This window comes from Mycobacterium sp. NGS41, assembly GCF_059812725.1.
On sequence record NZ_JCALDF010000005.1, the window covers coordinates 213,705 to 239,077 of the forward strand.

26 protein-coding genes are annotated in these 25,373 nt (G+C 64.7%); 13 read left to right on the top strand and 13 right to left on the bottom strand.

What is annotated here, in order from left to right:
* Positions 1–11: 11 nt before the first annotated feature.
* Together AC5Y21_RS07610 and AC5Y21_RS07615 are read right to left on the bottom strand one after the other, a co-directional pair.
* On the bottom strand, positions 12–863 hold the full coding sequence (locus AC5Y21_RS07610) for an alpha/beta fold hydrolase (protein ID WP_499910885.1): 852 nt from the start codon (positions 861–863) through the stop codon (positions 12–14).
* Positions 864–1,206: 343 nt separating this feature from the next.
* The gene (locus AC5Y21_RS07615) at positions 1,207–1,656 is read right to left on the bottom strand and encodes a hypothetical protein (RefSeq protein ID WP_499910887.1); all 450 of its coding nucleotides are present in this window, start codon (positions 1,654–1,656) and stop codon (positions 1,207–1,209) included.
* 115 nt (positions 1,657–1,771) lie between these two features.
* Between AC5Y21_RS07615 and AC5Y21_RS07620 the strand changes: the two genes are divergently transcribed.
* Together AC5Y21_RS07620 and AC5Y21_RS07625 are read left to right on the top strand one after the other, a co-directional pair.
* The gene (locus AC5Y21_RS07620) at positions 1,772–2,143 is read left to right on the top strand and encodes a nuclear transport factor 2 family protein (RefSeq protein ID WP_499910888.1); all 372 of its coding nucleotides are present in this window, start codon (positions 1,772–1,774) and stop codon (positions 2,141–2,143) included.
* Positions 2,144–2,216: 73 nt separating this feature from the next.
* Positions 2,217–3,512, top strand: coding sequence for an acyl-CoA dehydrogenase family protein (locus AC5Y21_RS07625; protein ID WP_499910971.1), 1,296 nt, complete (start codon positions 2,217–2,219; stop codon positions 3,510–3,512).
* 13 nt (positions 3,513–3,525) lie between these two features.
* Here the strand turns inward: AC5Y21_RS07625 and AC5Y21_RS07630 are convergent, their stop codons facing one another.
* Both AC5Y21_RS07630 and AC5Y21_RS07635 read right to left on the bottom strand, forming a co-directional pair.
* Entirely contained in the window at positions 3,526–3,801 is a 276-nt protein-coding gene (locus AC5Y21_RS07630) for a DivIVA domain-containing protein (RefSeq protein ID WP_499910890.1), read from the bottom strand.
* Positions 3,802–3,810: 9 nt separating this feature from the next.
* A complete protein-coding gene (locus tag AC5Y21_RS07635) occupies positions 3,811–4,266 on the bottom strand; it encodes a MaoC family dehydratase (protein ID WP_499910892.1) in 456 nt (151 codons plus the stop codon).
* Between the two features lie 92 nt (positions 4,267–4,358).
* On the opposite strand from AC5Y21_RS07635, the gene AC5Y21_RS07640 reads away from it, so the two are divergent.
* The 6 genes from AC5Y21_RS07640 (at position 4,359) to ag85C (ending at position 8,836) form a co-directional block, all read left to right on the top strand.
* On the top strand, positions 4,359–4,889 hold the full coding sequence (locus AC5Y21_RS07640; RefSeq protein ID WP_499910895.1) for a DUF4232 domain-containing protein: 531 nt from the start codon (positions 4,359–4,361) through the stop codon (positions 4,887–4,889).
* Between the two features lie 25 nt (positions 4,890–4,914).
* Complete coding sequence (locus tag AC5Y21_RS07645; protein ID WP_499910974.1) at positions 4,915–5,412, top strand: metallophosphoesterase family protein; 498 nt, start codon at positions 4,915–4,917, stop codon at positions 5,410–5,412.
* Positions 5,413–5,490: 78 nt separating this feature from the next.
* Positions 5,491–5,952: a MarR family winged helix-turn-helix transcriptional regulator gene (locus AC5Y21_RS07650; RefSeq protein WP_499910976.1), complete on the top strand. Its 462-nt coding sequence runs from the start codon at positions 5,491–5,493 to the stop codon at positions 5,950–5,952.
* Positions 5,949–6,779, top strand: a complete 831-nt coding sequence (locus tag AC5Y21_RS07655; protein ID WP_499910896.1) for an ATP-binding cassette domain-containing protein — start codon at positions 5,949–5,951, stop codon at positions 6,777–6,779. Before AC5Y21_RS07650 ends, AC5Y21_RS07655 begins: the two co-directional genes overlap by 4 nt.
* A gap of 7 nt (positions 6,780–6,786) precedes the next feature.
* On the top strand, positions 6,787–7,605 hold the full coding sequence (locus tag AC5Y21_RS07660) for an ABC transporter permease (RefSeq protein WP_499910977.1): 819 nt from the start codon (positions 6,787–6,789) through the stop codon (positions 7,603–7,605).
* A gap of 229 nt (positions 7,606–7,834) precedes the next feature.
* A complete protein-coding gene (gene ag85C, locus AC5Y21_RS07665; protein ID WP_499910898.1) occupies positions 7,835–8,836 on the top strand; it encodes a diacylglycerol acyltransferase/mycolyltransferase Ag85C in 1,002 nt (333 codons plus the stop codon).
* Between the two features lie 75 nt (positions 8,837–8,911).
* On the opposite strand, the gene AC5Y21_RS07670 is transcribed toward ag85C, so the two are convergent.
* The 5 genes from AC5Y21_RS07670 to AC5Y21_RS07690 all read right to left on the bottom strand — a co-directional run bounded on the left by AC5Y21_RS07670 (position 8,912) and on the right by AC5Y21_RS07690 (position 14,540).
* Positions 8,912–9,613: a YoaK family protein gene (locus AC5Y21_RS07670; RefSeq protein WP_499910900.1), complete on the bottom strand. Its 702-nt coding sequence runs from the start codon at positions 9,611–9,613 to the stop codon at positions 8,912–8,914.
* A 9-nt stretch (positions 9,614–9,622) separates the two neighbouring features.
* Positions 9,623–10,987: a maltokinase N-terminal cap-like domain-containing protein gene (locus AC5Y21_RS07675; RefSeq protein ID WP_499910902.1), complete on the bottom strand. Its 1,365-nt coding sequence runs from the start codon at positions 10,985–10,987 to the stop codon at positions 9,623–9,625.
* Positions 10,984–12,777, bottom strand: a complete 1,794-nt coding sequence (gene treS / locus AC5Y21_RS07680; RefSeq protein ID WP_499910905.1) for a maltose alpha-D-glucosyltransferase — start codon at positions 12,775–12,777, stop codon at positions 10,984–10,986. Before treS ends, AC5Y21_RS07675 begins: the two co-directional genes overlap by 4 nt.
* A gap of 103 nt (positions 12,778–12,880) precedes the next feature.
* Complete coding sequence (locus tag AC5Y21_RS07685; protein WP_499910907.1) at positions 12,881–13,945, bottom strand: S1C family serine protease; 1,065 nt, start codon at positions 13,943–13,945, stop codon at positions 12,881–12,883.
* Positions 13,946–14,081: 136 nt separating this feature from the next.
* Positions 14,082–14,540: a nuclear transport factor 2 family protein gene (locus tag AC5Y21_RS07690; RefSeq protein WP_499910909.1), complete on the bottom strand. Its 459-nt coding sequence runs from the start codon at positions 14,538–14,540 to the stop codon at positions 14,082–14,084.
* Positions 14,541–14,603: 63 nt separating this feature from the next.
* On the opposite strand from AC5Y21_RS07690, the gene AC5Y21_RS07695 reads away from it, so the two are divergent.
* A complete protein-coding gene (locus AC5Y21_RS07695) occupies positions 14,604–15,011 on the top strand; it encodes a TIGR03668 family PPOX class F420-dependent oxidoreductase (RefSeq protein ID WP_499910910.1) in 408 nt (135 codons plus the stop codon).
* 180 nt (positions 15,012–15,191) lie between these two features.
* Positions 15,192–17,336, top strand: a complete 2,145-nt coding sequence (locus tag AC5Y21_RS07700; protein ID WP_499910912.1) for an elongation factor G-like protein EF-G2 — start codon at positions 15,192–15,194, stop codon at positions 17,334–17,336.
* A gap of 5 nt (positions 17,337–17,341) precedes the next feature.
* Here AC5Y21_RS07700 and AC5Y21_RS07705 read toward each other — a convergent pair whose 3' ends face one another.
* Positions 17,342–18,904 carry a FadD7 family fatty acid--CoA ligase gene (locus AC5Y21_RS07705; protein ID WP_499910979.1) on the bottom strand — a complete coding sequence of 521 codons (1,563 nt, stop codon included), beginning with the start codon at positions 18,902–18,904 and terminating at the stop codon, positions 17,342–17,344.
* Positions 18,905–19,255: 351 nt separating this feature from the next.
* Between AC5Y21_RS07705 and oxc the strand changes: the two genes are divergently transcribed.
* Positions 19,256–21,004 (top strand): oxalyl-CoA decarboxylase, encoded by a 1,749-nt coding sequence (oxc, locus tag AC5Y21_RS07710; protein WP_499910913.1) that lies wholly within the window; start codon positions 19,256–19,258, stop codon positions 21,002–21,004.
* On the opposite strand, the gene AC5Y21_RS07715 is transcribed toward oxc, so the two are convergent.
* Positions 20,988–21,920: a LysR family transcriptional regulator gene (locus AC5Y21_RS07715; RefSeq protein ID WP_499910915.1), complete on the bottom strand. Its 933-nt coding sequence runs from the start codon at positions 21,918–21,920 to the stop codon at positions 20,988–20,990. The two genes, oxc and AC5Y21_RS07715, sit on opposite strands and share 17 nt — an antisense overlap.
* Before the next feature lie 93 nt (positions 21,921–22,013).
* The gene (locus AC5Y21_RS07720) at positions 22,014–22,691 is read right to left on the bottom strand and encodes a cysteine hydrolase family protein (protein ID WP_499910980.1); all 678 of its coding nucleotides are present in this window, start codon (positions 22,689–22,691) and stop codon (positions 22,014–22,016) included.
* A 137-nt stretch (positions 22,692–22,828) separates the two neighbouring features.
* Between AC5Y21_RS07720 and AC5Y21_RS07725 the strand changes: the two genes are divergently transcribed.
* The gene (locus AC5Y21_RS07725; RefSeq protein WP_499910916.1) at positions 22,829–23,584 is read left to right on the top strand and encodes a L,D-transpeptidase; all 756 of its coding nucleotides are present in this window, start codon (positions 22,829–22,831) and stop codon (positions 23,582–23,584) included.
* A 118-nt stretch (positions 23,585–23,702) separates the two neighbouring features.
* Here the strand turns inward: AC5Y21_RS07725 and AC5Y21_RS07730 are convergent, their stop codons facing one another.
* Positions 23,703–24,296 carry a hypothetical protein gene (locus AC5Y21_RS07730; protein ID WP_499910917.1) on the bottom strand — a complete coding sequence of 198 codons (594 nt, stop codon included), beginning with the start codon at positions 24,294–24,296 and terminating at the stop codon, positions 23,703–23,705.
* A 143-nt stretch (positions 24,297–24,439) separates the two neighbouring features.
* Between AC5Y21_RS07730 and AC5Y21_RS07735 the strand changes: the two genes are divergently transcribed.
* Positions 24,440–25,373 (top strand): NADP-dependent oxidoreductase (locus AC5Y21_RS07735; RefSeq protein ID WP_499910918.1); only part of this gene is annotated, 934 nt, incomplete at its 3' end.

Below are 25,373 nucleotides of genomic sequence, written 5' to 3' on the forward strand. Positions count from 1 at the left end.
CCTATGGGTGCTCAGTCCGCCCAAAAACCCTCTAATAGCGTTGCGACTTTATGCGGCACGCCGCGATTATCGGCTGCGATGTGCCCGGTTCCTTTGATTTCGACACGCTTGGCAGTCGGCAGACGCCTGGAAAGCGCGTCAAGCACGAGGTGGAGCGGGTGGGCGCTCTTCTCTCCGCCAAGCAACAGCACCTGCGACCGCAGCTCCTCGATCCGAGGATTCACCAGCGTCACGGACTGTTTCGTGGCGATGCCGTCGAGCCGCATGGTCGGGACCAGGTCGCGAAGGGCAATGTCGTCGGAAGCGTGAGTTTTCTCGTCCACCTTGAGAGCTATTCGCAGCAGCGTGGTCAGGAGCCAGTTCGGCAGCCGCCTGAGCGCTGACTGGTCGCCTGTCCCTTTCAATATTTCGGTCAGCGCGGCCGCGAGACCTGAAGTGGCAAGTGCGTTCTCGAATCGCGGTAACCAAGCCGCGGGCTCGGCATCGTCGATTGTCAGCGGCGGCTCGTAGAGGGCGAGCTTGTCGACGCCGCCATATTGAATTGCGGTGTAGAGAGCGATGATCGCGCCCGAACTCAAGCCGAAGATGTGGCGGCTCCCGACTGCGCGCAGCAGTGCTTCGAGATCTTCACCTTCGCGGGCGAGCCCATAGTCGTTGCCGGCCGGCACATCGGGTCGGCGCCCGCGCCGATCGGGAATGTAAACGGTATAGCGGGAACTGAGCATCTCAGCGAGCCGCCGAAAGCTCTGTGCGGCCTGTATTCCGCCGTGGACCAGCACGACCGGTGTGCTACCTTCGCCGAATATTCGGTGGGAGACCGCCGTTCCATCGGCTGACAGCACTGTGCCGGTCCGATAGTTCACGAACACCTCCTGCGTAAGCTCCGATGCGATCGTTTGACTACGCTAGCAATCCGACGTGCGGTTACCTGATACCCAGCCAGCAGCCTTGATGACGGAACGAATCGGCGCGTTCAGTCGCGCGCCGCGCATTCAGTGTGTACTGACGGCTTTGGGTGTGAGCTGACGACGTTGGGTGTGAGCTGACGGCGCGAACCGGCGCGCATTTCCGCCCGGGCTGCACTCGCAAAGCCAACGATTCACTCGCAAAGCCAAGGATTCACACCGAAATCCCAAGACCACGAATGGCGTCTGACGCCTTAACACTTGGTCAGTCCACCCGTATCGAGTTCGCGCATCGATCAAGCTATTGGCCGGTGGTGAGCAGAAGGCGGTTGCGCCTGAACAGGACTGCCAGGGCGACCGCAGCGAACAACAGATCGGCGGCGATTTCGACGACGGCCGACGCCCAGGAGAACCAGGTGACACGAGCGGCCGGTGATGCATTGATGAAGCTGTCGCTGAACGCACCCCAGGTTGGAAGAAGATGCGCCACAGTGAATCCCACGGCGCTGGCAAATCCGATTACCACCGCCGCATAGGGAGCCCATCTATTTCCGACTATCACCAGCACCACGGTGATCACGGCCGCGACGATTTGCACCATGCCCGCCACCATGACCGCGTGCGGAACGACATTCATGCCCCGCCGCAGATGATCGGCGGCATGCAACCCAAGTGCCACCGCGAAAAATACAGTCGCCCAGGAGAACCGGCGATCCCACTGGGTTCGGTCTCCAACATGTTGTTCGGCCACGATCTTTCCCAACTCTCGACCGGCCCCGACGCATAACTACTACGCAGTGTAGTACTTACCACTCGTCGGGACAAGGTCGTTGGTTCCGGACAACGACGGTGTAGCGTCCGAGGCCATGTCGACTCAGGAAGCCATCGCACAGACCGTCAACCGCTATCTCGAGCTGGTCGCAAAGGGACCCGCAGACGATGTCCTGACCCTTTATGCCGCCGACGCTACGCTCGAGGACCCGATCGGATCGGACGTCCGGCGCGGCCACGACGCGATCCACGAGTTCTACGCGGGATTCCAAGATGCGCCCAAAGAGACCGAACTCGTCGAACTGCGGGTCAACGGCAACGAAGCGGCGTTTCTGTGGCACCTCACGCTGATCGCTCCCGACAGCCGCACCAGGATCTCGCCCATCTCGTTGATGACGTTCGACGACGACTCCAAGATCACCTCGATGCGGGCCTTCTGGTCACCTTCCGACGTTCGGGCCATATAGCACCAGATCTACGATGGTGTGACTTCATCCGACAATGCCGGTGCGGGCCTGCACCGGAGAACGGTTGGCGACGGTGTGGGAATTCGAAACGGACCCGGAATACCAGGCGAAGCTGGACTGGGTCGAAAAATTCATGGTCGAGGAACTCGAACCGCTCGATCTGGTCGCCCTCGATCCTTACGACAAGAAGAACCCGGAGATGATGGCGATCCTGCGGCCGTTGCAGCAGCAGGTAAAGGATCAGGGGTTGTGGGCGGCGCATCTGCGTTCCGAGCTCGGCGGTCAGGGCTTCGGCCAGGTCAAGCTGGCCCTGCTCAACGAGATCCTCGGGCGGTCCCGCTGGGCGCCGTCGGTGTTCGGCTGTCAGGCACCGGATTCGGGGAACGCCGAGATTCTCGCGCTGTTCGGCACCGACGAGCAGAAGGCCCGCTACCTGCAACCATTGCTCGACGGCGAAATCACCTCCTGCTATTCGATGACGGAACCGCAGGGCGGTTCTGACCCCGGGATGTTCGTCACGGCCGCAGCCCGCGACGGGGACGATTGGATTATCAACGGGGAGAAGTGGTTTTCCACTAACGCCAAGCACGCGTCGTTCTTCATCGTCATGGCCGTCACCAACCCGGAGTCGCGGACTTACGACAAGATGTCACTGTTCATCGTGCCGGCCGAGACCCCCGGCATCGAGATAGTGCGCAACGTCGGTGTGGGCGGTGAAGCCTCCAAGCACGCCAGCCATGCCTACGTCCGCTACAACAATGTCCGGGTTCCCGCCGACCACGTGTTGGGCGGCGAGGGCCAGGCGTTCATGATCGCGCAGACGCGGCTCGGCGGTGGCCGTATCCATCACGCGATGCGCACAATTGCGCTGGCTCGCAAGGCGTTTGACATGATGTGCGAGCGAGCGGTGTCGCGGCAGACCCGCCATGGGCGGCTGTCCGACCTCCAGATGACCCAGGAGAAGATCGCCGACAGCTGGATCCAGATCGAGCAGTTCCGGCTGCTGGTGCTGCGAACCGCCTGGCTGATCGACAAGCACGACGACTATCAGAAGGTCCGTCGCGACATTGCCGCGGTAAAGGTCGCGATGCCCCAGGTGCTGCACGACGTGGCGCAGCGGGCCATGCACCTGCATGGCGCGCTCGGCGTCTCCGACGAGATGCCGTTTGTCAAGATGCTGGTGGGCGCCGAGTCATTGGGCATCGCCGACGGCGCCACCGAGCTGCACAAGATGACGGTGGCCCGTCGCACCCTGCGTGAATACCAGCCTGTAACAACGCCATTCCCGTCACAGCACATCCCGACCCGTCGCGCGGAAGCTCAGGCCCGCCTGGCCGAACGCCTGGAACACGCGATCGCCGAGTACTGACGGCTGCCGACCTTCAGCGCCCGCGGCCCTGCAGGGTGGCCACCACACGCTCGAGGAATTCATCGACCTCGTCTTCGTTGTAACCACGGCGAAAAAGCGGAGGCTTCCTGAACACCACATTGCGAACATCGTCCGCGGACAACTGATTTCGCGATTCGAGGCACGCTTCGATCTGCCTGAGCAAGCTGTCCACATCGTCGCTGTTGTAGCCACGCTTGCCTGCCGGTGGCGGCGAGAACACCACATTGCGAACGTCTTCGGCCGACACCAACCCGCGGGAATTCCCCATTGGTCGATCTTAGGCGATATAGCGGACAATGCTTTCGGCTACACATGCCGGCTTGGCCGAGCCATCGATCTCGACGGTCGTCGACACGATCGCCTGCACGGCACCGTTGCCGACGTCGTCGACGCTGACCAGCGAGCTCGTCGCTCGAACACGCGAGCCGACCGGTACCGGCGCGGGGAAGCGAACCTTGTTGAGGCCGTAGTTGATTGCCAACTTGATGCCGTTGACGGTGTACATCTGGTGCTGCAGCCGCGGCAACAGCGACAGGGTCATGAAGCCGTGGGCGATGGTCGTGCCGAACGGTCCCTTGGCCGCCCGTTCCGGATCGACGTGGATCCATTGATGATCGCCGGTCGCATCTGCGAACAGATTGACCTCTTCCTGAGTGATGGTCACCCAGTCGCTCTGCCCGATGGTCTCGCCCGCAGCGGCGGCGAGGTCGGCGACTGACTCAAAGGTGCGCATGGGTCTCTCCTCTGCTTGGGTGATCAACATGGTGCCACTTGCTATCGGCACCCCTGGCGCGGGACTCGGCAACCGACTACGGAGGGCATGCAATGAAAGCAAGGCAGGCCACATTGGCCACGGCGGTGTGGCTGGCAGCCGCCGCGGCCACGATGGGTTTCGCGAGTCGCGTCCACGCCGACCCAGAAATCGGGCAGTGCGATATCCAGCAGCTCGCGGTGGCCGCGGGCCCGCAGCAGGCCGGCGCGGGCCATCGCGCCATCCCACTGAATTTCACGGTGCAACCCGACGTCAGCCCGTGTCAGCTGTCGGGCTACCCGACGGTGGAAGCGTTGGTGGGTACGACGACAGTTCCTGCCGCGCAGACCCCGAGCGGGTACTTGGGCGGCGCGACCCTGGGCACGGTCACCTTGGGACCCGGCCACGGCGCCCACGCGGTGGTCGAGTGGGTCGCCTCCGGCACTGCCGACGACCCGGTGTGCCCGACCTACGGGCCCAATCCGACCGACGTACGGCTGCGCGTGATACCACCCGGAATATGGCAGACGTTCAGCGTCCCGATGTCGATCGGGCCCAACGAGGGCCTCTGCAGCCTGCAGGTCCATCCGCTGGCGGCCGACTGAACCGGTGCTGACGCATGATGGCCAGGTGCGGCTGCTGTTGATCGCCGATACCCATGTCCCGGCGCGGGCACGCGACCTGCCAGCGCAGATATGGGCCGAAGTCGCCCAAGCCGACGTTGTTTTCCATGCCGGCGACTGGGTGGCCCCCGAGTTGCTTGACGCGCTGGAATCCAGGGCCCCGCGGCTGGTGGCGTGCTGGGGAAACAACGATGGCCCCGCCCTGCGGGCGCGGCTACCCGAACGCGCCGACGTGACATTGGCGGGTGTGCGTTTCACCGTGGTGCATGAGACCGGCGCCGCATCCGGTCGCGAAGCACGCATGTCACGGCTGTATCCCGACCGCGACGTCCTGGTGTTCGGGCACAGCCACATTCCTTGGGATTCGACGACGAAAACAGGGTTACGCCTGCTGAATCCCGGCTCGCCGACGGATCGCCGCCGGCAGCCGTTTTGCAGCTACATGACGGCCGTGGCCGACAACGCGGCTCTTGCAGATGTGGTCCTGCACCGCGTCGAGAAGTAGCGAAGCCCAAGTGGCCTCGGCCCTCCGACACGCCCGTACACAGCTCACTCACATATATAGCTCGTATACAGAGGTATTATCGAAACAGTGAAGTCCCGTACCGACCTGGTCACCGACGTGTTCAGCGTGGTGGGCAAATTCCGACGGCAATTGCGCCGGTCAGCCGGTCGCGGGTTCGGCTCCACGCATCTGTCCGAGTCCCAGTCGGAGCTGCTGTGGCTCGTCGGCCGTCAACCTGGGATCTCAGTCAGCGCCGCCGCTGCCGAACTCGGGCTGGTGCCCAATACGGCGTCGACACTGGTCTCCAAACTGGTGGCCAACGGCTTGCTGGTCCGGACCATCGGCGAAACGGACCGCCGGGTTTGCCGGCTACGACTGGCCGAACCCGCCCAGCAGGTCGTCGACGCTTCTCGGGCCACCCGGCGAGCCATGCTGTCCGAAGTGCTGGGCGAACTTGACGGCGACCAAATCGAGGCCCTGACAAAGGGATTGGAGGTCCTTGCGACGATGACCCGATTATTGCAGGAGCACCGCTCATGAGCGCAACATTGCCGACGGCGATCGACTGCCGGCACTTGACCTTCCGTTACGGCCGGTTCACTGCCGTCGACGACTTGACGCTGCAGGTGCGGCCGGGCGAAACCATGGGCTTGTTGGGGCCCAACGGCGCCGGAAAGACGACGGTAGTGCGGATGCTGACCACTCTGACACCGGTGCAGCAGGGCGAACTGCGCATCTTCGGAATGGACGCCCGCGATCAGACCATGGATATTCGAAGCAATATCGGCTATGTGCCGCAACAGCTTTCGATCGAGCCAGCACTTACCGGCCGACAGAACGTGCAGTGGTTCGCCCGGTTGTACGGGGTTCGGCGCGCCGACCGGTCCGACCGGGTGGACGGGGCACTGGACGCCATGGGGCTGCTCGACGTCGCGGATCGGCTGGCGGCCACGTACTCGGGTGGCATGGTCCGCCGCCTGGAAGTGGCACAGGCGCTTGTCAACCGGCCCTCGCTGCTGGTGCTTGACGAACCGACCGTGGGGCTGGATCCGATCGCGCGTGACCAGGTGTGGACTCAGGTGCAGAACATGCAGGCCCAGTTCGGCATGACCGTGCTGCTCACCACACACTACATGGAAGAGGCCGACACCTTGTGCGATCGGGTCGCGCTGATGCATCACGGCGCATTGCGGGCCGTAGGGACGCCCGCCACGTTGAAGTCCCAGATATCCACGGGGTCAGCCCAGGCCACGCTCGAAGATGTGTTTCGGCACTACGCGGCTTCGGGGTTGGACGATGCAACCGAGGAATCGTCCGGCATCCGCGAAATCCGTTCCAGCAGAAAGGTTGCCCGCCGTGCAGGCTAACCCAGCCATCAAAGCCGCTGAAGAGGCCACCGTGACGCTCGTCCGTGCCCCACACGGTTGGCAACGGGTCGGCGCCACGTTGAGCTGCATCAGCACGTTCGCAATCGTCGAACTGCAGAAGTTGCAGCACGACCGCACCGAACTGCTCACCCGGATGGTGCAACCGGCGCTGTGGCTGGCGATCTTCGGTACCACGTTCAGCCGCTTACGCGTCATCGATACCGGCTCGGTGCCCTATCTGGCGTTTTTGGCGCCGGGGATCATCGCACAATCGGCACTGTTCATCTCGATCTTCTACGGGATACAGATCATCTGGGATCGAGACGCCGGCATCCTGTCCAAACTCATGGTGACTCCGGCCCCGGCATCGGCACTGATCACCGGCAAGGCATTCGCGGCCGGCGTGCGATCGGTCGCCCAGGTCGTCGGCGTCATGGCGCTGGCCTATCTGATGCACATCGGCCTGACCGTCAATCCGTTGCGGATTCTGGCGGCGATGGGCACGGTCATGCTCGGCGCTGCGTTCTTCGCGTGCCTGTCGATGACGCTGGCCGGACTGGTGCGCAATCGCGATCGCCTGATGGGGATCGGACAAGCGATCACCATGCCGTTGTTCTTCGCGTCCAACGCCCTGTATCCCGTCGACGTGATGCCCGCCTGGCTGCACGCGCTGAGCAGGGTCAACCCGCTGAGCTACGAGGTCGACGCATTGCGTGCGCTACTGATCGGCACGCCATTTCACCCGTTGGACATCGTTGTGTTGGTGGTGGCGGCGGTGCTCGGAATCGCCTCGGCGTCAACGCTGTTGCGCCGCCTCGTTTCGTAGCGCGCCTAAATAGCGCATGCGCTAGCGCATTTGAAGCCATCGATACAGTTCCGATGGCCCATTGTGACCCGGCTGTGACGTCTCCGCGCCGACGCTTAATCGTTAGCCAACCGCGACGTCGGACCACGGCCGCGACGCCTGAGATACGCGGTTCCCCTGTGTTTCACTCGCCCAGAACAGATTCCACCGTAATCCGCGGCATCTGGCAGAAGATGAAAGTTAGGGGACTATGTCGTTCGTCGAAGAGATGCGAAAGTTGCGTGGTGCCACGGCACGTTTGCCGCGCCGGCTGGCTATCGCGGGTGTAGGGGCTGCGCTGTTGGCGGGTCTCGTCACTGCCATCGGTGGCACGGTGCCCGCGGGGGCGTTCTCCAAGCCGGGTCTTCCAGTGGAGTACCTGGAGGTGCCATCAGCGTCGATGGGCCGCAACATCAAAGTCCAGTTTCAGGGCGGCGGGCAACACGCGATCTACTTGCTCGACGGCCTTCGCGCGCAAGACGACTTCAACGGTTGGGACATCAACACCCCGGCCTTCGAGGAGTTCTACCAGTCCGGCCTGTCAGTGATCATGCCGGTCGGTGGCCAGTCCAGCTTCTACAGCAACTGGTATCAGCCCTCGCAGGGCAACGGCCAGAACTACACCTACAAGTGGGAGACGTTCCTGACCCAGGAGATGCCCACCTGGCTGCAGGCCAACAAGCAGGTTTCGCCGGCCGGCAATGCGGCGGTGGGTCTTTCGATGTCGGGTGGCGCGGCGATGATCCTCGCGGCCTACTACCCGCAGCAGTTCCCCTACGCCGCATCCCTGTCGGGTTTCCTCAACCCGTCCGAGGGATGGTGGCCGACGCTGATCGGCCTGGCGATGAACGACGCCGGCGGCTACAACGCCAACAGCATGTGGGGCCCGTCCACCGACCCGGCATGGAAGCGCAACGACCCGATGGTCCAGATACCACGGCTGGTCGCCAACAACACCCGGATCTGGGTCTACTGCGGTAACGGCACACCGAGCGACCTCGGCGGCGACAACATGCCGGCGAAGTTCCTGGAGGGCCTCACGCTGCGCACCAACCAGGCCTTCCAGAACACCTACACGGCCGCGGGCGGACGCAACGGAGTGTTCAACTTCCCGACCAACGGGACGCACTCATGGCCCTACTGGAATCAACAGCTCCTTGCCATGAAGCCCGACATCCTGCAAGTGCTCAATGCCGGTGCCAACCGCGCGTAAGAGCAGACAAAGGTAACCCAAGCCGGCATCGGCAGCAGTGCAACGGCCAGCGCTGCTGCCGATGCTTTTTAATTCCTACTTCACCCGTTCCTGGCTGCTCTCCACCAAAGCGCGGCGGTCTTGGTGAAAGTAGGTGTAGCCGGTGGTCACCGCGCACACGACCGAAGCGATCAACAGCATCTGGGTCCCGGTGACGAACATGGCGATGATGCCGCCCACCGTCGCCCCGGCGATAAAGGTCGCAAGCATCATGAAGTACCCGAACCAGTCCGCGGCCCTTCCGCCGGCGATGTGACGTTCGATGCCTTGGCCCATCTTCACCAGCGTGCCCGTGACGTAGCTCAGCGGGATCGACACCTCGCCATTCTTGACGAATGACGTGTTCAACGCTCCAACCCCGAAGACCACGACCATGATTGGGATGAAGTCGAGCTGAGATTGGTCCCACTCACTCTTGATGATGTCGATCGCTGTCGCGAGCACCAGGCTGAAAGTGGTCAACACCGTTGGTCCGTGCGGATGCGCCACCCAGAAATAACGCCGGCACACCGACGCAACCACCACGCCGCACACGAAGCACAGCATCAGCAGACCCGCGGTCACCGACAGAACCACGTCGTTTCGGAAATACCCCAGCACGGCGCGTTGCGCATTGCCCGTCATGAAGGTCACGAAGTAGCCAGCGGAATGGCTGAACGCGGTTGCGCCCAGCACTCCCGCCAACCCTGCCAGGACCCACGCCAGCCGCGTTTCGCTGTTGTTAATCTCACCGGCCATTCGCCAACCCTACGCAGCGGTGAGGCGCGCGATCGACCGCAACGGGATCGGCAGCCAGCCTGGCCGGTGCCGAGCCTCGTAACCGGTCTCGTACACCGCCTTGTCCAGCTCGTAGGCGGCCAGCAGCAGCGCCGAATCCCGTGGATCGACGCCCGAGGCGGCGGCGTAGCCGTCGCAGAACGCGGTGTGATTGCGCTGGACCCATTCCCGGGCGCGCGCGGCGCGCTGCTTGTCTGTGTCTTTGGAGGCCTGGTCCACCAGCGGTCCGTATGCGGCGTACTCGAAGGAACGCAAGACACCGGCCACGTCGCGTAACGGTGAGTCCGGTGCCCGCCGCTCGTCCAGCGGCTGACCAGGTTCGCCTTCGAAGTCGATCAGCAGCCAGCTCTCCGGGGTGCGCAGCACCTGCCCGAGGTGCAGATCGCCGTGCACCCGCTGAACCGTGATCTCCTCTCGGCCTAACTTCTGGAATTGCTCTTCGATCGTCGCCGCGTACTGGCCCAGATCGGGAACCGCCGCAACCGTCGACGACAACCGCGCGAGCATGGTGTCCACCGGAAACGCCGCCTGGGCGGTTCCGAGCCGGTCGGCCAGGGTGGCGTGGACCGAGGCGACGGCCTCGCCGAGCCGGTAAGACTCGCCGGCGAAATCGCCGCCGACTTCGTGGGCATACAAGTCGCCTTCCGCGAACAGGTCGCGGACACTGGCGGTAGCCATCGCCCAGCCCTCGGCGGCGTTGGGTTCGTACTCGGTCACCATGCCCAGCGGGCATCCCGGCTGGTCCGACTCGTCCGGCGCGGCGATCTCGTAGACGCCGAGCAGACGCGCCACATGCGGATTTCCGGCGCGGGCCAGCACCCTGTTCAGCTCGATGTCGGGATTGATGCCGCTGCTGACCCGGCGGAACACCTTGAGGATCGCGTGCGGGTCGAAGATCACGCTGGTGTTGCTCTGCTCTCCGTCCAGAACACGCGGATATTCCTCCAGCGGGAGCTTTACGTCGGGTTCCGGGGCAAACCGTACTTCGGTGCCCGCCGACTCTCGTACGGCAGACGAGTCGATCAGCGACAACAGATATTGCGGTGCGCTGACGTCGTACAGCGCGTCGAAACCGGTGCGGTCATCGGCCGCGCCGATGGTGGCTACCGTGCTGAACTCGAAGATCGGCGCGGAATCCCAGCCCACGATCACCTGGTAGCGCTCCGACGAGCCGTCGGTATAGGCCACGTCGATGAGAACCAGGTCAAGATTGTCCCGCAGGGGGACGACTACGCCCGGCTCGGCGGTCTTGAGCTCGCGACTTCGGCCCGCGTACCAACGTTGCTGCGGAAGCCACTCTGACCAGGGCAGCTTGGCCGCCAGCTGGCGGTTCATTGATTCTCCTCAGATGCAGACAGCTGGAACCAATAGAACCCGTGTCCCGGCAGCGTGAGCAAATAGGGCAGGTGGCCGATGTGCGGGAAATTGACCTGCCCGGTCAGTTCTACGGGCGTGTAATCGTTCCAATGCTGCAGGTTCAGTTCGATGGGCTGGGGAAACCGGGACAGGTTGTTGACGCACAGAACCGTGTCGCCGTGCTCGCCTGGCGCTTGGCGGACGAAGGCCAGCACCGACGGGTTGGATCCGCCCAACTCCTGGAATGACCCGACGGCGAACGCCTCGTGCCTGCGGCGTACCGCCAGCATCGTGCGGGTGAAGTTGAGCAGCGACGTCGAGGTGTCGCGTTGCGCCTCGACGTTGACGGCCTGGTAACCGTAGACCGGGTCCTGGCTGGGCGGCAGGTACAGGCGGCCGGGGTTGGCGGTGGAGAAGCCGGCGTTGCGGTCGGGCGTCCACTGCATCGGCGTGCGGACGCCGTCGCGGTCCCCCAGCCAGATCACGTCGCCCATGCCGATTTCGTCGCCGTAGTAGAGCACCGGCGAGCCGGGCAGTGACAACAGCAACGCCGTGAACAACTCGATCTGGTTACGGTCGTTGTCCAGCAGTGGCGCCAACCGGCGGCGGATGCCGACATTCGCCTTCATCCGCGGGTCCTTGGCGTACTCGGAATACATGTAGTCGCGTTCTTCGTCGGTGACCATTTCCAGCGTCAACTCGTCGTGGTTGCGCAGGAAGATCCCCCACTGAGCCATGTCCGGAATCGGTGGCGTCTGGCCCAGGATCTCCGAGATCGGGAAGCGTGACTCGCGGCGGACCGCCATGAAGATGCGCGGCATCAGCGGGAAGTGAAACGCCATGTGACACTCGTCGCCGCCGGTGGTCGCATCGCCGAAGTACTCGACCACGTCGGCGGGCCACTGATTGGCTTCGGCCAGCAGCACCCGGCCCGGGAATTCGTCGTCGACCACTTTGCGGCACCGCTTGAGGAAAGCGTGCGTCTCCGGCAGGTTCTCGCAGTTGGTGCCCTCACGTTCGAACAGGTAGGGCACCGCGTCCAGCCGAAACCCGTCGATACCCAGACCGAGCCAGAAGCGCAGGACGTCGATCATCGCCTCCTGCACGGCAGGGTTGTCGTAGTTCAAATCCGGCTGGTGCGAGAAAAACCGGTGCCAGTAGAACTGCCGGCGGACCGGATCGAACGTCCAGTTGGACTCTTCGGTGTCGACGAAGATGATGCGGGCGTCGGTGTACTTTTCGCTGGTGTCGCTCCACACGTAGTAGTCGCCGTAGGGCCCGTCGGGGTCGTGCCGCGACTCCTGGAACCACGGATGCGATTCAGACGTGTGATTCATCACCAGGTCGGTGATCACCCGGATACCCCGCCGGTGGGCCGCGTCGATCAGCGCGACGAAATCGTCGACGGTGCCGAACTCGGGCAGCACCTTGTAGAAGTCGCGGATGTCGTACCCGCCGTCGCGCAGCGGTGAGTCGTAAAACGGCGGCAGCCAGATGCAGTCGATGCCGAGCCACTGCAGATAGTCGAGGCGGTCGATCAGTCCGCGCAGGTCCCCCGAACCGTCCGCGCTGGCGTCGAAAAACGCCCGGACCAGCACCTCGTAAAAGACTGCGTGTTTGAACCAGGTCGGGTCGGCGGGGAGCTTGGTGGCGTTGCCGAAATCTTCGACATTGGGGTGCTCGACCACGCCGCCCTCGACGTGACTGCCCTCTCCGGAATGGTGGGAATGGTGCTCGACAACCTCGACAGCCCCCTGTGCGCCGTTCATCAAATCCACGATGCCACGTGTACCCGAGGTGCGGCCTCGGGAATCACGGCGGGAAACATGGTTAGCCACAATCGAATTGGGCGGACGAGCAGTATACGCGACGTCAGGCCGGGGGGCCGTCCGCCAACGTGACGTTCACGGTGCGGTCCCCGCCCGACTTGGCGCGCAACGTCACCGCGATGGTGTCGCCGGGGTGATGCGGGACCAGCACATCGGTCATCGCGGTGGCGGAGTTGATCGGCACGCCGTCGATCGCGGTGATGACGTCGCCGACGGAGATCCCGGCTCCCGCGGCGGGGCCGGTGCTCACGACGCGTTCGACGCGCGCGCCGCCGTTGTTGTCCACCACTCCCAGCCCGAGGAAGGCCGTCGGGCCGATGTGCACGGTGTTCGAGCCGGCACCGCCCCGGATAGCGTTGGCGACCCCCATCGCCTGACCGATCGGAATGGCGAAGCCCTGCCCGCCGGACATCTTGTAGCTTTCGGTGGCGGCGGTGTTCACTCCGACTACCTGCCCACCCTGATTGACCAGGGGCCCACCCGAATCACCGGGTTTGATCGCGGCGTCGACCTGGATCAACCCGCCCAATGTCTCGGTGGCGCCGGTCAGCGTGTCGGTCGCCTGCACGGTCTGGTTGACCGCGACCACCCGCCCCGCCGCCGCACTGGGCTTTCCGCCCGCGCCCCCGGCGTTACCGAGAGCCACCAGCGGCTCACCGACCGCAACCCCGCCTCCGATGGAGGCGGCGGGCAGGCCTCCGGCGCCGCGCAGCTGCAGCACCGCGACATCCTGGGTGCGGTCGTAGCCGACCACGTCGACGCCATAGCTGCGGCCGTCGGCGACGCTGAAAGCGTTGATGTCGGTGGCACCCGAGATCACGTGGTTGTTGGTCAGCACGACGCCGTTGGGATCGATGACGATGCCTGTCCCGGCTCCCACGGCGTTGTTGTAGCCGAACTTCGTGCTGATGTTGACGACCTGCGGCGACACCATCGAGGCGGGATCGAGCGGTAGCGGAGGTCGTTCGGCGAAGCTGCCGAGCGCCAGCGTGGACGCCCCAGTCCCGGCGTTTGCCGGCGCGGTGACCAGGCCCAGGCCCAGCCCCACCGCAGCCAGCACGCTGACCGACCATGACCACCAGGAAGCGCGGTGGTGCGCTTTGCTCATCCCGTAACCTCCTGCGTCGGGGAAAGAAACCAGAATTGTCCCAGCCTTTGGATCAGCGGCCGTTCGGCCTAGGCAAGACATCGTCTAGGTAACCGTAGTCCAGGTAGCCAACTCAGACGGTTTTTATCCCGACGCGTCACCTGACCCGGGGCGCAATCGGATGAGTGAGGTGGTGACTGACGTCACCCACCATGTCGATGAGCGTGAGATCGCGGTAGCAATAACGCCACTGGCCGTCGACGCGTTCGAAGCGGTCGTGATAGCGGCCGGTGACGATCGTCTGCAGCGGAAAATCGTCGGTCTGCTGCAGCACGGTGTAGTAGCTACGGCAGTCGGCCGTGCCGGCGTGTTCGTCGACCTGGATGATCGGATTGCTGACCACGTGCTTGGTTCGAGGTGTGCCGTCCTCGTGTAGCACGATCAGCGACTTCCAGATCCCCAGCAGCGCGCCGGCGTCGATGGTGTCGTGGTCGGCGTCAGGGCTGATCCGGATCCGGGCATGCTCGAACAGCGCAGCTGCGCCCTCCAGATCTCCGTCGTCGATGCATTCGGCATAGCGATAGAGAAGGTTCGCGATCTGCGCCTCGGCCTGCATGAAGCTAAGTTAGCGCGGCGCCGTGACCCGCGAGCCGTGGTGAAACCCTTCTAAGCTGGTTCGATGAGCGAGTTCGACCCGGCGGTCAGGTTTGCCGAGTCGCCGGTGGCGCGGCTGGCCACCGTCACTCCCGACGGAACACCGCACCTGGTTCCGGTGGTATTCGCCGTCGACGACAACGTCGTCTACACCGCCGTCGACGCCAAGCCGAAAACGACGCGACGGCTGCGTCGCCTGACCAATATCGAGCACGATTCGCACGTCAGCCTGCTGGTAGACCACTATGCCGACGACTGGGCGCGGTTGTGGTGGGTCCGGGCCGATGGGGTCGCCAGCATTCATGCCGACGACGCGGAGCTGAGCGCTGGATACCGGCTGCTGCGCGCCAAATATCGTCAGTACCAATCGGTGCCGTTGGACGGACCGGTAATCGCGATTGCCGTGCACCGCTGGTCCAGCTGGCACGCCTGAGCACGCGCCCCCGATACGCACCGGCCGGCCCTTGTGTTGGGCGGCTGTTGGGGGAAAAGTTGCTTACTGCCTCCTGTGGTCTGGGACACACCGCGCGACCCGACGAGCACCCCACACCCCGGAGGGACGCTGCCCGCGCGCGGGCCCAGCGAAGCTACCCGGGAGAAGTGGAGGAAAGCCATGGCGGACAGAGCGAGTGCTTCCCAGGGGGCGGCCGCTCCCACTGCGGACGGTCCCGGCGGCGTTCGCAACGTGGTGCTGGTGGGACCGTCGGGGGGCGGCAAGACCACCCTGGTCGAGGCCTTGCTCGTCGCGGCCGGCGTCTTGAACCGCCCGGGTTCGGTCACCGAGGGCACAACGGTCTGCGACTTCGACGACGCCGAGATCCGGCAACAACGCTCGGTCGGCCTTGCGGTGGCCTCCCTGTCGCACGACGGCACCAAGATCAACCTCGTCGACACCCCCGGGTACGCCGACTTCGTCGGTGAACTGCGGGCCGGGCTACGGGCCGCCGATTGCGCGCTGTTCGTCATCGCCGCCAACGAAGGCGTCGACGAGCCGACCAAATCGCTGTGGCAGGAATGCAGCCAGGTCGGCATGCCCCGCGCGGTGGTGATCACCAAGCTCGACCATGCCCGGGCGAACTATGCCGAGGCGCTGGACGCGGCCCAGAACGCGTTCGGCGACAAAGTCTTACCTCTTTACCTGCCCACAGATGACGGCCTGATCGGATTGCTGTCGCAGAGCCGGTACACGTATTCGGCCGGCAAGCGGACCGTCGGTTCGACGGACCCGGCGGATGCCGATCGCATCGAGGAGGCGCGCGGCACCCTGATCGAAGGCATCATCGAGGAATCCGAGGACGAGTCGCTGATGGAGCGCTACCTCGGCGGCGAGACGATCGACGAGTCGGTGCTGATCGAAGACTTGGAGCGGGCCGTCGCCCGGGGTTCGTTCTTCCCGGTCATCCCGGTATGCAGCGGCACCGGCGTCGGCACCCTGGAGCTGCTCGAGGTTGCCACCCGGGGATTCCCCTCGCCCATGGAACATCCACTACCGGAGGTCTTTACGCCGGCCGGCGCCCCGCATGCCGAGCTGGCATGTGACGTCAGCGCGCCGTTGCTGGCAGAGGTGGTGAAGACGACCTCGGACCCCTACGTCGGCAGGGTCAGCCTGGTCCGGGTTTTCTCCGGGACCATCAGGCCCGACGCGACGGTTCACGTGTCGGGCCATTTTGCGTCGTTCTTCGGCGGAGCTAACGGCTCCGGCAATTCGCATCCCGACCACGACGAGGACGAACGCATCGGCGTCCTGTCCTTCCCGTTGGGCAAGCAGCAACGCCCCGCGCCCGCCGTGGTGGCCGGCGACATCTGTGCGATCGGCAAACTGAGCCGCGCCGAAACTGGTGACACGCTGTCCGACAAGGCCGAGCCGCTGGTGCTGAGGCCCTGGACCATGCCCGAGCCGCTGTTGCCGGTCGCCATTCAGGCCCATGCCAAGGCCGACGAAGACAAGCTGTCCGTCGGCTTGGGCCGGTTGGCTGCCGAAGACCCGACGCTGCGGATCGAGCAGAACCAGGAAACGCACCAAATCGTGCTCTGGTGCATGGGTGAAGCCCACAGCGGAGTGGTGCTCGACGCGCTGGCCAACCGGTATGGGGTCACCGTGGACACCGTCGACCTCCGCGTGCCGCTGCGAGAAACGTTCGCGGGCAAGGCAAAAGGCCATGGTCGCCACATCAAGCAGTCCGGTGGACACGGCCAGTACGGGGTGTGCGACATCGAGGTGGAACCGCTGCCGGAGGGTTCCGGGTTCGAGTTCGTCGACAAGGTGGTCGGCGGGTCGGTGCCGCGCAATTACATCCCCAGTGTGGAAAAGGGCGTCCGCGCGCAGATGGAGAAAGGCGTGCACGCCGGCTACCCGGTCGTCGACCTGCGCGTCACCCTGTTCGACGGAAAGGCCCACAGCGTCGACTCCTCCGACTTCGCCTTCCAGATGGCGGGCTCGCTGGCGCTGCGGGAGGCTGCCGCGGCGACGAAGGTGGTTCTGCTGGAACCGATCGACGAGATCTCGGTGCTGGTGCCCGACGATTTCGTCGGCGCGGTCATGGGCGACCTGTCCAGTCGTCGCGGCCGGGTGCTCGGTACCGACACCGCGGGCCACGAACGCACCGTGGTGAAGGCCGAGGTGCCTCAGGTCGAGCTGACCCGGTACGCCATCGACTTGCGCTCACTCGCGCACGGTGCCGCGTCATTCACCCGTTCGTTCGCCCGCTACGAGCCCATGCCGGAATCCGCAGCGGCCAAAGTGAAAACGACGGCGTAAGGGCGTCACGCCCGGCGGGCGAATTGCTCCGCCACGGCCCGACGGTCGAGTGAGCCTTTCGCGGTGTGCGGCAGCGCGCTGACCTCCCGGAAACTGGCCGGCACCTCGAATGCCGCCAACCGCTCGCGGCAGAACACCGAGAGCTCCGCGGGTGTCGGCGCGGGCGACACGCGGGGAACAACCACCGCGGCCACCGTCTCCCCGTACATCTTGTCCGGCACACCGAACACCGCCACTTCGGACACATTCGGATGGCAGGCCAGCACGCCCTCGACACGTTCCGGCGAGATCTTTTCGCCGCCGCGGTTGATGAGTTCCTTGATCCGGCCACGGATGCTCAAGTCACCTGCCACCGACAGTGATCCGAGATCACCGGTACGCAGCCAGCCGTCAGTGAAGTTGGCGGCGGTTACCGCCGGGTCGCCGAGATAGCCGCGCACCACCGTGGGCCCGCACAGCCAAACCTCTCCGACCGCGTCCGGCGGCAGCGGACGCCCGTCCGGTGCGACAATGCGGATCTGCGGACCGGTCGACTGGCCGACCAGACCAGTTGTCCCGGAAGGGCTTTCGGATTGTCCGATGCTCCCGATGCGGGTGGTGCTCACTTGGTGGGTGGCCTCCGTCATCCCGAACGCGCACACCACCGGCGCCGAAAACTCGTCGTGCAGCGCTTGCGCGGTTTCCGGGGTGAGCGGCGCGCTGCAACTGCGGATGAAGCGCAACGTGGCTTGTCCGGTTCGCTTTGAGTCGCTTCCGGCGCGCTCCAGCAGGATCTGGTGAATCGTGGGCACCGCGGTGTACCAGGTGGCCCCGACCGCCTCGATGTCGTCCCAGAACGTGTGCGCCGAGAACCGCCCGCGAGCCGGCAGCAAGACGGTCCCACCCGATGCCAGGCTGGCCAGCAACGCCGCGATCAGCCCGTGACCGTGATACAGCGGCATCACCGCGACAGTCGCGTCCTGCGGGCCGAGGCGATACCCGGCGATGACGGCCCGGATCGAGCCCGCGATGTTTTCGTGTGTCCAGGGGACCATCTTCGGCATGCCCGTGGTCCCGCCGGTGAACATGATCATCGCGTCGTCGTGCCGCAGCCCCATAGGCACCGAAGTCCCCCGTTCGGGCGCGGTGGGAGCGTCGAGCTGGACGGACAGGCCGCTTCCGTTCGGGCTGCTGTCCACCGAGATCCGCCACCACCGCAGCGCCGGCTCGCGCCCCTCGCCAGCGCCAGGGGCGGGCTCGTCGACCAGCACCACCCGTACGCCGGCCGCATCGGCGCGGGCGCGCTGCTCGTTGACGGGCAGAGCGGGGTCCAATGGGACGACGATCAGGTCCGCCCGCGATGCCGCCAACAAACCGACGACGAACTCGGCGTTGCTGGCCGCGCGCAACGCGACCCGGTCACCCGGTAATAGGCCACGCCGGTCGAACTGTCCGGCCAGGTCATCGACCAGGCGAACTAGGTCGCGGTAGCTGACCGCTATCCGGTCGGGCGTGATGACGAGCGCTGCAGCATCCGGCAGCCTGGTCGCCGCCACCTGGACCAGGTCGGCGATGCGCGGGCTTGGCATTCCGTGGGTCACCTCCGCCGTGCCCGGAAAATCGCTCCGGGTGATTGTGTGCGATGTCATTGAATGTGCCCCTTCTGCCCAGATCTCAAAAGCACTTCTATTTCGCACCGTGCCAGGCGACGGCTCCGCGCTCTAATACGCATTCTTGCACACTTAATAACCACTGCTTATTAAACAAACGCCAGTAGCTTTGACCTGCGCTAATGCACACTCGATAAATAGAGTTAATCGGTGCATAGTGGCTTGGTCTTGGACAGTGGCAGGCAGCGGGACAACAGTGAGACGAAGATTGGAAAAATCCTTGAGCCGGACGGCGAAAAAGCACCCGAACGCAAACAAAGGAGTCGTCAGATGAATGCAATTTCGGCATCTCCGAGCGGTGCGCCGGTGTTGACGGACGGCTTCCACCTCGTCGTGGACGCCCTCAAGGCCAACGACGTCAGCACCATCTACGGAGTGGTCGGCATCCCGATCACCGACCTGGCCCGCATCGCCCAGGCGTCCGGGATCCGCTACATCGGTTTGCGCCACGAAGCTTCCGCCGGCAACGCCGCTGCCGCCGCCGGGTTCCTGAATCGCCGCCCGGGCGTCTGCCTGACGACATCCGGGCCCGGCTTTCTCAACGGCCTGCCCGCTCTGGCCAACGCCACCACGAACTGCTTCCCGATGATCCAGCTCTCCGGATCGAGCCGGCGCTCGATGGTGGACCTGCAGCGCGGCGACTACCAGGACCTCGACCAGCTCAACGCGGCAAAGCCGTTCGCCAAGGCGGTTTATCGGATCGGCCGCGTCGAGGACATCGGGCTCGGCGTCGCGCGGGCCATCCGCACCGCGATCTCCGGCCGCCCGGGTGGTGTCTACCTCGACATCCCCGGTGAGGTTCTGGGCCAGAGTTTGGAGGCTACGGCCGCCGCTGACACCATTTGGCGGGTCGTCGACCCGGCTCCTCGCCAGCTGCCGGCACCCGAGGCGGTTGATCGGGCGCTGGAAGTTCTGGCGCGCGCACAGCGGCCGCTGATCGTGCTCGGCAAGGGCGCGGCATACGCACAGGCCGACGGCGTCATTCGGGAGTTCGTGGACACCACCGGGATACCGTTCCTGCCGATGTCGATGGCGAAGGGGCTGCTGCCGGATTCGCACCCGCAGTCCGCGGCCGCGGCGCGCTCGCTGGCGATAGCCCGTGCCGACGCGGTCTTGCTGGTCGGTGCTCGGCTCAACTGGCTGCTCGGCCATGGCGAGTCGCCGCAGTGGCCGGCCGATGCCAAGTTCGTCCAAATCGACATCGCCGCCGCAGAGTTCGACAGCAACCGGCCGATTGCCGCACCACTGACCGGCGACATCGGCTCGGCGATGTCGGCGCTGCTCGACGGCCTGGCCGCGCGACCCGTCGTCGCGCCCACGCAGTGGGTCACCGAACTCGCCGACCGTAAGGCAACCAACGACGCCAAGATGCGCCAGCGACTGGACGAGGATCCACATCCAATGCGGTTCTACAACGCGCTCGGGGCCATTCGCTCTGTGCTGCAGGCCAATTCGGACGTTTATGTGGTGAACGAAGGGGCCAACGCGCTGGACCTCGCGCGAAATGTCATCGACATGGAGCTACCGCGGCATCGGCTGGACACGGGGACGTGGGGCGTGATGGGCATCGGTTTGGGCTACGCCATCGCCGCCGCGGTCGAGACCGGCAAACCGGTTGTCGCAATCGAGGGCGACAGCGCATTTGGCTTCAGCGGCATGGAGATCGAGACCATCTGCCGTTACCGGCTGCCGGTGGCCGTCGTCATCCTGAACAACGGCGGCGTCTATCGAGGTGACGAAGAGACGCCCGCCGGGGTGGCCGAAATCGGCGATCCGGCACCCACCGTTCTGAACGCGCAGGCTCGACACGAGCTGATCGCAGAGGCGTTCGGCGGCAAGGGATACCACGTCACCACCCCGTCCGAACTGCGGTCGGCGCTGTCCGAAGCGCTCGCGTCGAACGGGCCGTCAATCGTCAACTGCGTGCTGGACCCGGCCGCCGGGGTGGAAAGCGGCCATCTGGCCGGCCTCAACCCGTCTAGTACTGCTGCGTCGGCGCCGGTCAGCGCCGACGGGTAAGCCCCTCTAGCTGAGCGTCGAAGAATTCGTTCAGCGTCAGTTGTTGGGCGCTTTCCTTCAGCGCGCGAGCGACGGGAGATCCCGGTCCGGCCGCGTTGGTGGCCAGGCCGATCTCGGCTTTCACTACGGGGTCGACCAACTGGACCGCGCGGATCTCGCCGCCCGTCGGCGTGGTCCACAGCCAGGTGTGTGGCACGATGCACGCCCAGTTGCCGGCGGACACCTGGGCGAAAAGCGAAGCGACGGAGTCGGTCTCGACCTGCGGAGTGACGGCGATGTCGTGACCTGCGAAGGCCTCGTCGATGATCTGACGGTCTCGCATATCGGCGGTGAGCAACGCCAGCGGGAGTTGTGCGGCGTCCGTCCATGCCATTGTCGATACGCCAGGGGCCAGCATGTCCGCCGGTGACAGCAGCACGTAGTGCTCCTGATATAGCGGCACCAGATCCACGTCGTGGGCGCCTTCGGGCGCGTGGTGGACGATCGCCGCGTCCAGCTCGAACTCCCGCAGCCGCCGGTACAGCTCGGTGGTTGCAAGCCGGGAACGAATCTGCACTTTTGCCAACGGATGCGCCGCACAGAAGGCCGAAAGCACCAGCGACGCCGTCGTGGAAGCGGTCGGAACCGTGCCCAGCCGAAGCGTCCCGGTGATCCCGGACCGCACGGCGTGGACCTCGGACTTGAACGCATCGTGTTCGGCCAGAATCCGCTTGGCCCAGACGACCAACCGTTCACCCTCGGGCGTGAGGCCTTCGAAGCTGTGCCCCCGGTTGATCAGCGTGACGTTCAGCTCCCGTTCGAGTTTGGCGATCGCCGCCGATAGCGCGGGTTGTGATACGTAACACTTTTCCGCCGCCCGGGCGAAGTGCCGTTCCTGAGCGACCGCGACGAAGTACTCCAGTTGACGAAAGAGCACCGCACCTCCTCCGCCTACGAACCTCGCCGAGCAGACGCAAAAGCCCCTATTTCGTGCCGAAATCGGGTGCTTTTGCGTCTGCTCGGCATCAGGCTAGCCCTTCCCGGCCAGCCATTCCACCGTGGTCGACACGGTTTGGACCTGCACTCCGATACCGCGGCACTCTTGTATGCCCGTCTCGTACAGGCCTGACATAGCGTCTGACGCCAGGACAATCCTGAAGTCGCGTTCGGAAGCTTCGTAGATCGACGTCCGCGGGCAGTTCGGAAAGTTGCAGCCCGCGAACACCAGTGTGGTAGTACCGCTTTCGCGCAGGTGTCGCTCAAGCTCGGTGTGGTAGAACGCACCCCATCTCGGCTTGTATATGACATGCTCAGCCGGTCCGATTTGTTGCAAGTCACCGGCCAGCAACGATTCATGGTTCAGCTCAACGGTATTGGGCAGCAGCTCCGGAGCGATCTGTGAGCCGCTACTGCCTGGCACGGCGATCCGCGCGCCCTGCTCGATCACCCGCCGTCGCACCAGGTCGACATTCGACCCATCCGGCCGGTACAGCCGAACCACATGCACGATCGGCAGCCCACGCACGCGAAATGCCGTCGTCAACTTGACCATTGCCGAGATGGCCGCACGCGTACCCTCGATGCGCATCGGGGCGTCGTCGGCGTAAAAGTCGCGCTGCACGTCAATCAGCACCAGCGCGGCCGAATCCGGCAATGGGCGGGTATAGCGATCGTCCACGCTCTTGCCTGCTCCTTTTCCTGAACGGATTTTTCCCCGTGACGGGCCGTCGCGGACCGCTATTATGGCGCCCAAGCTAACAGGCCATTGTTTGCTACAGCTATCTACAGACTAAGGCCGACTAGAATACCGGTATGTTGATCGCACCATCTCGAAGGGTTGACCCTATGCGTAGAGCGGTTCGTTATCTATTCGTTATGGTCGCGATCTCGGCATTGAGCATGGCGGGAGCGGTCGGCCGGAGCGTGGCCGCTGTTCCGGGGGCTGAGCCGGTTCCCGGCGTTTCATCGGTTTTGCCGGCGAACGGCGCGGTGGTCGGCGTTGCACACCCGGTCGTGGTGACCTTCAGCGCCCCGGTCACCGACCGCGCTGCCGCCGAGCGGTCGATTCGCGTCGTTTCACCCAGCAACATGACCGGACACTTCGACTGGGTCGAGAGCAATGTCGTGCAGTGGGTTCCGAGCCACTATTGGCCCACCCACACCCACGTCTCGGTGGAGGTGCAGGGCCTGGGAACGGGCTTCGAAACCGGTGACCAGTTACTGGGCGTCGCCAGCATCTCCGCGCACACCTTCACCGTCAGCAGAAATGACGAGATACTGCGTACCATGCCGGCGTCGATGGGCAAGCCCAGCCGCCCGACGCCGATGGGCAGCTTCACGGCTCTGTCCAAGGAGCGCACCGTCGTAATGGACTCACGGACCATCGGTATCCCGCTCAGTTCGCCGGACGGATACAAGATCACGGCGTCGTACGCGGTGCGTGTCACGTGGAGCGGTGTTTACGTGCACTCGGCCCCATGGTCGGTCGATTCGCAGGGCCACGCCAACGTCAGTCACGGCTGCATCAATCTGAGCCCGGACAACGCCGCGTGGTATTTCAACACCGTGACCGTCGGCGACCCTATCCAAGTTGTGGCTTGACCCCACGTCAGGCGTGTTAACAGCAACAGCCACAGGGGATTACGAGTATCCGAGCAAGCTTCCGTGCCAAAGTTAGTGCGGGAACGAGCATTCCGCACCTCGCCACAGCTCTATCGCGCTACTTGGGCAACCCGGCCTTGATCGCAGCATCTTGCTTGCGGCCGATGTCCTTTGCGAACTCGGGATCGGTGGGATCGGTTGACGCATTGTCGAATTCCAGGCTGACCAGTGCCTTGCCCTCGGTGAACAACAGCACCGTTACCGCTTGGGAATTATCTGGCGAATTTCCCGAGATAATGGCTGCGCCATCGCCGACATCGACCGACTGCCACGAGCCGACGACCTTGCTCCCATAGTTGTTCTTGGTGTTTTTGAGTCCCTCCGCCGCGGTCTTGGCCTCGTTTACCAGCAAGATGGTGTCCCCGATGCGGCGGGTGTTGTCCGCGTTGGTGAACAGCTGCGCGACGCCGGGGGCGCCATTGGGATTCTGCGTCGGGTCGGACGCGGTGTAATCCGGGGCGATATCGCTCGCCTTGATCAGCAAGTTCGTGTAGTCGCCGAGAGGGGGATACGGCGGGCCCGCGGTCGTGTTCGCGCCGACCCCAGACGGTAACTGCCCTTTGGTCTCACCGCCGCCGCAGCCGGTAGTCACGGCGCTCGCCACGATGGTGACGATCGCCCAGCCGGCGATAGTTTTCCGAGAAACCTGCATGGGCATTCCTTCCACCCCGTACACCAGTGCCGCGGCGCCTGACGCTACTAAGAATTGCGGGCGGGAACAAGGGCAACGCCGGCCGCGTTGGCCACGGGCATGGGCTGCGACAACGGGGCTCATGGGCGGGAGAGGAGTTCAAGATGACGGCTGAGGTGGCGCGCGCCGTACGGTTCGACCGTTACGGGGGCCGTGAAGTGTTGTATGTGGCGGACATTGACATGCCGTCGCCAGGTCCGGGCGAGGTGGTGGTCGAAGTCCGTGCCGCGGGGATCAACCCCGGTGAGGCCGGCATCCGGGTCGGGGCGATGCACGAGATGTTCCCCGCGACGTTCCCGTCCGGCGAAGGCAGCGACCTCGCCGGCGTCGTGACCGCGGTGGGACCAGAAGTCAGCGAGTTCTCGGTCGGCGACGAGGTGCTGGGGTTCAGCTTGCGCCGAACTAGCCATGCCACCCACACCGCCGTCCCGGTGGGCCAGCTGATCCACAAACCTCCTCAATTGAGTTGGGAGGTAGCGGGTTCGCTGTATGTGGCCGGTGTGACGGCCTACGCGGCAGTCCGCGCCGTCGCGCCCCAGCCGGGCGAGACGGTAGCAGTCTCCGCGGCCGCCGGCGGTGTCGGCAGCCTTGTCGTGCAATTGCTGGTCCTCCGCAAGGCGGTGGTACTGGGCATCGCGGGGCCGGGCAACGCCGACTGGCTGCGCGCGCATGACGTCATCCCAATCGTCTATGGTGACGGGCTGGCGGCACGCCTGCGTGAGGCGGCACCGGACGGAATCGACGCGTTCATCGACCTATTCGGCCCGGACTACGTCCAGCTCGCCGTCGATCTCGGGGTGGCGCCACAGCGGATCGACACCATCATCTCGTTTCAGAAAGCCGGCGAAGTCGGCGCCAAAACCGAGGGCAGCATGGACGCGTCGACACCGGAAGTGCTCTCCGAAATCGCCGACCTGGTCGCTACCGGAGCCGTCGACTTCGACGTCGCCGCGACTTATCCGCTGGACCGGGTCGCCGACGCTTTCGAGGAACTCGAACGTCGGCATACGCACGGCAAAATCGTGCTGCTGCCGAACG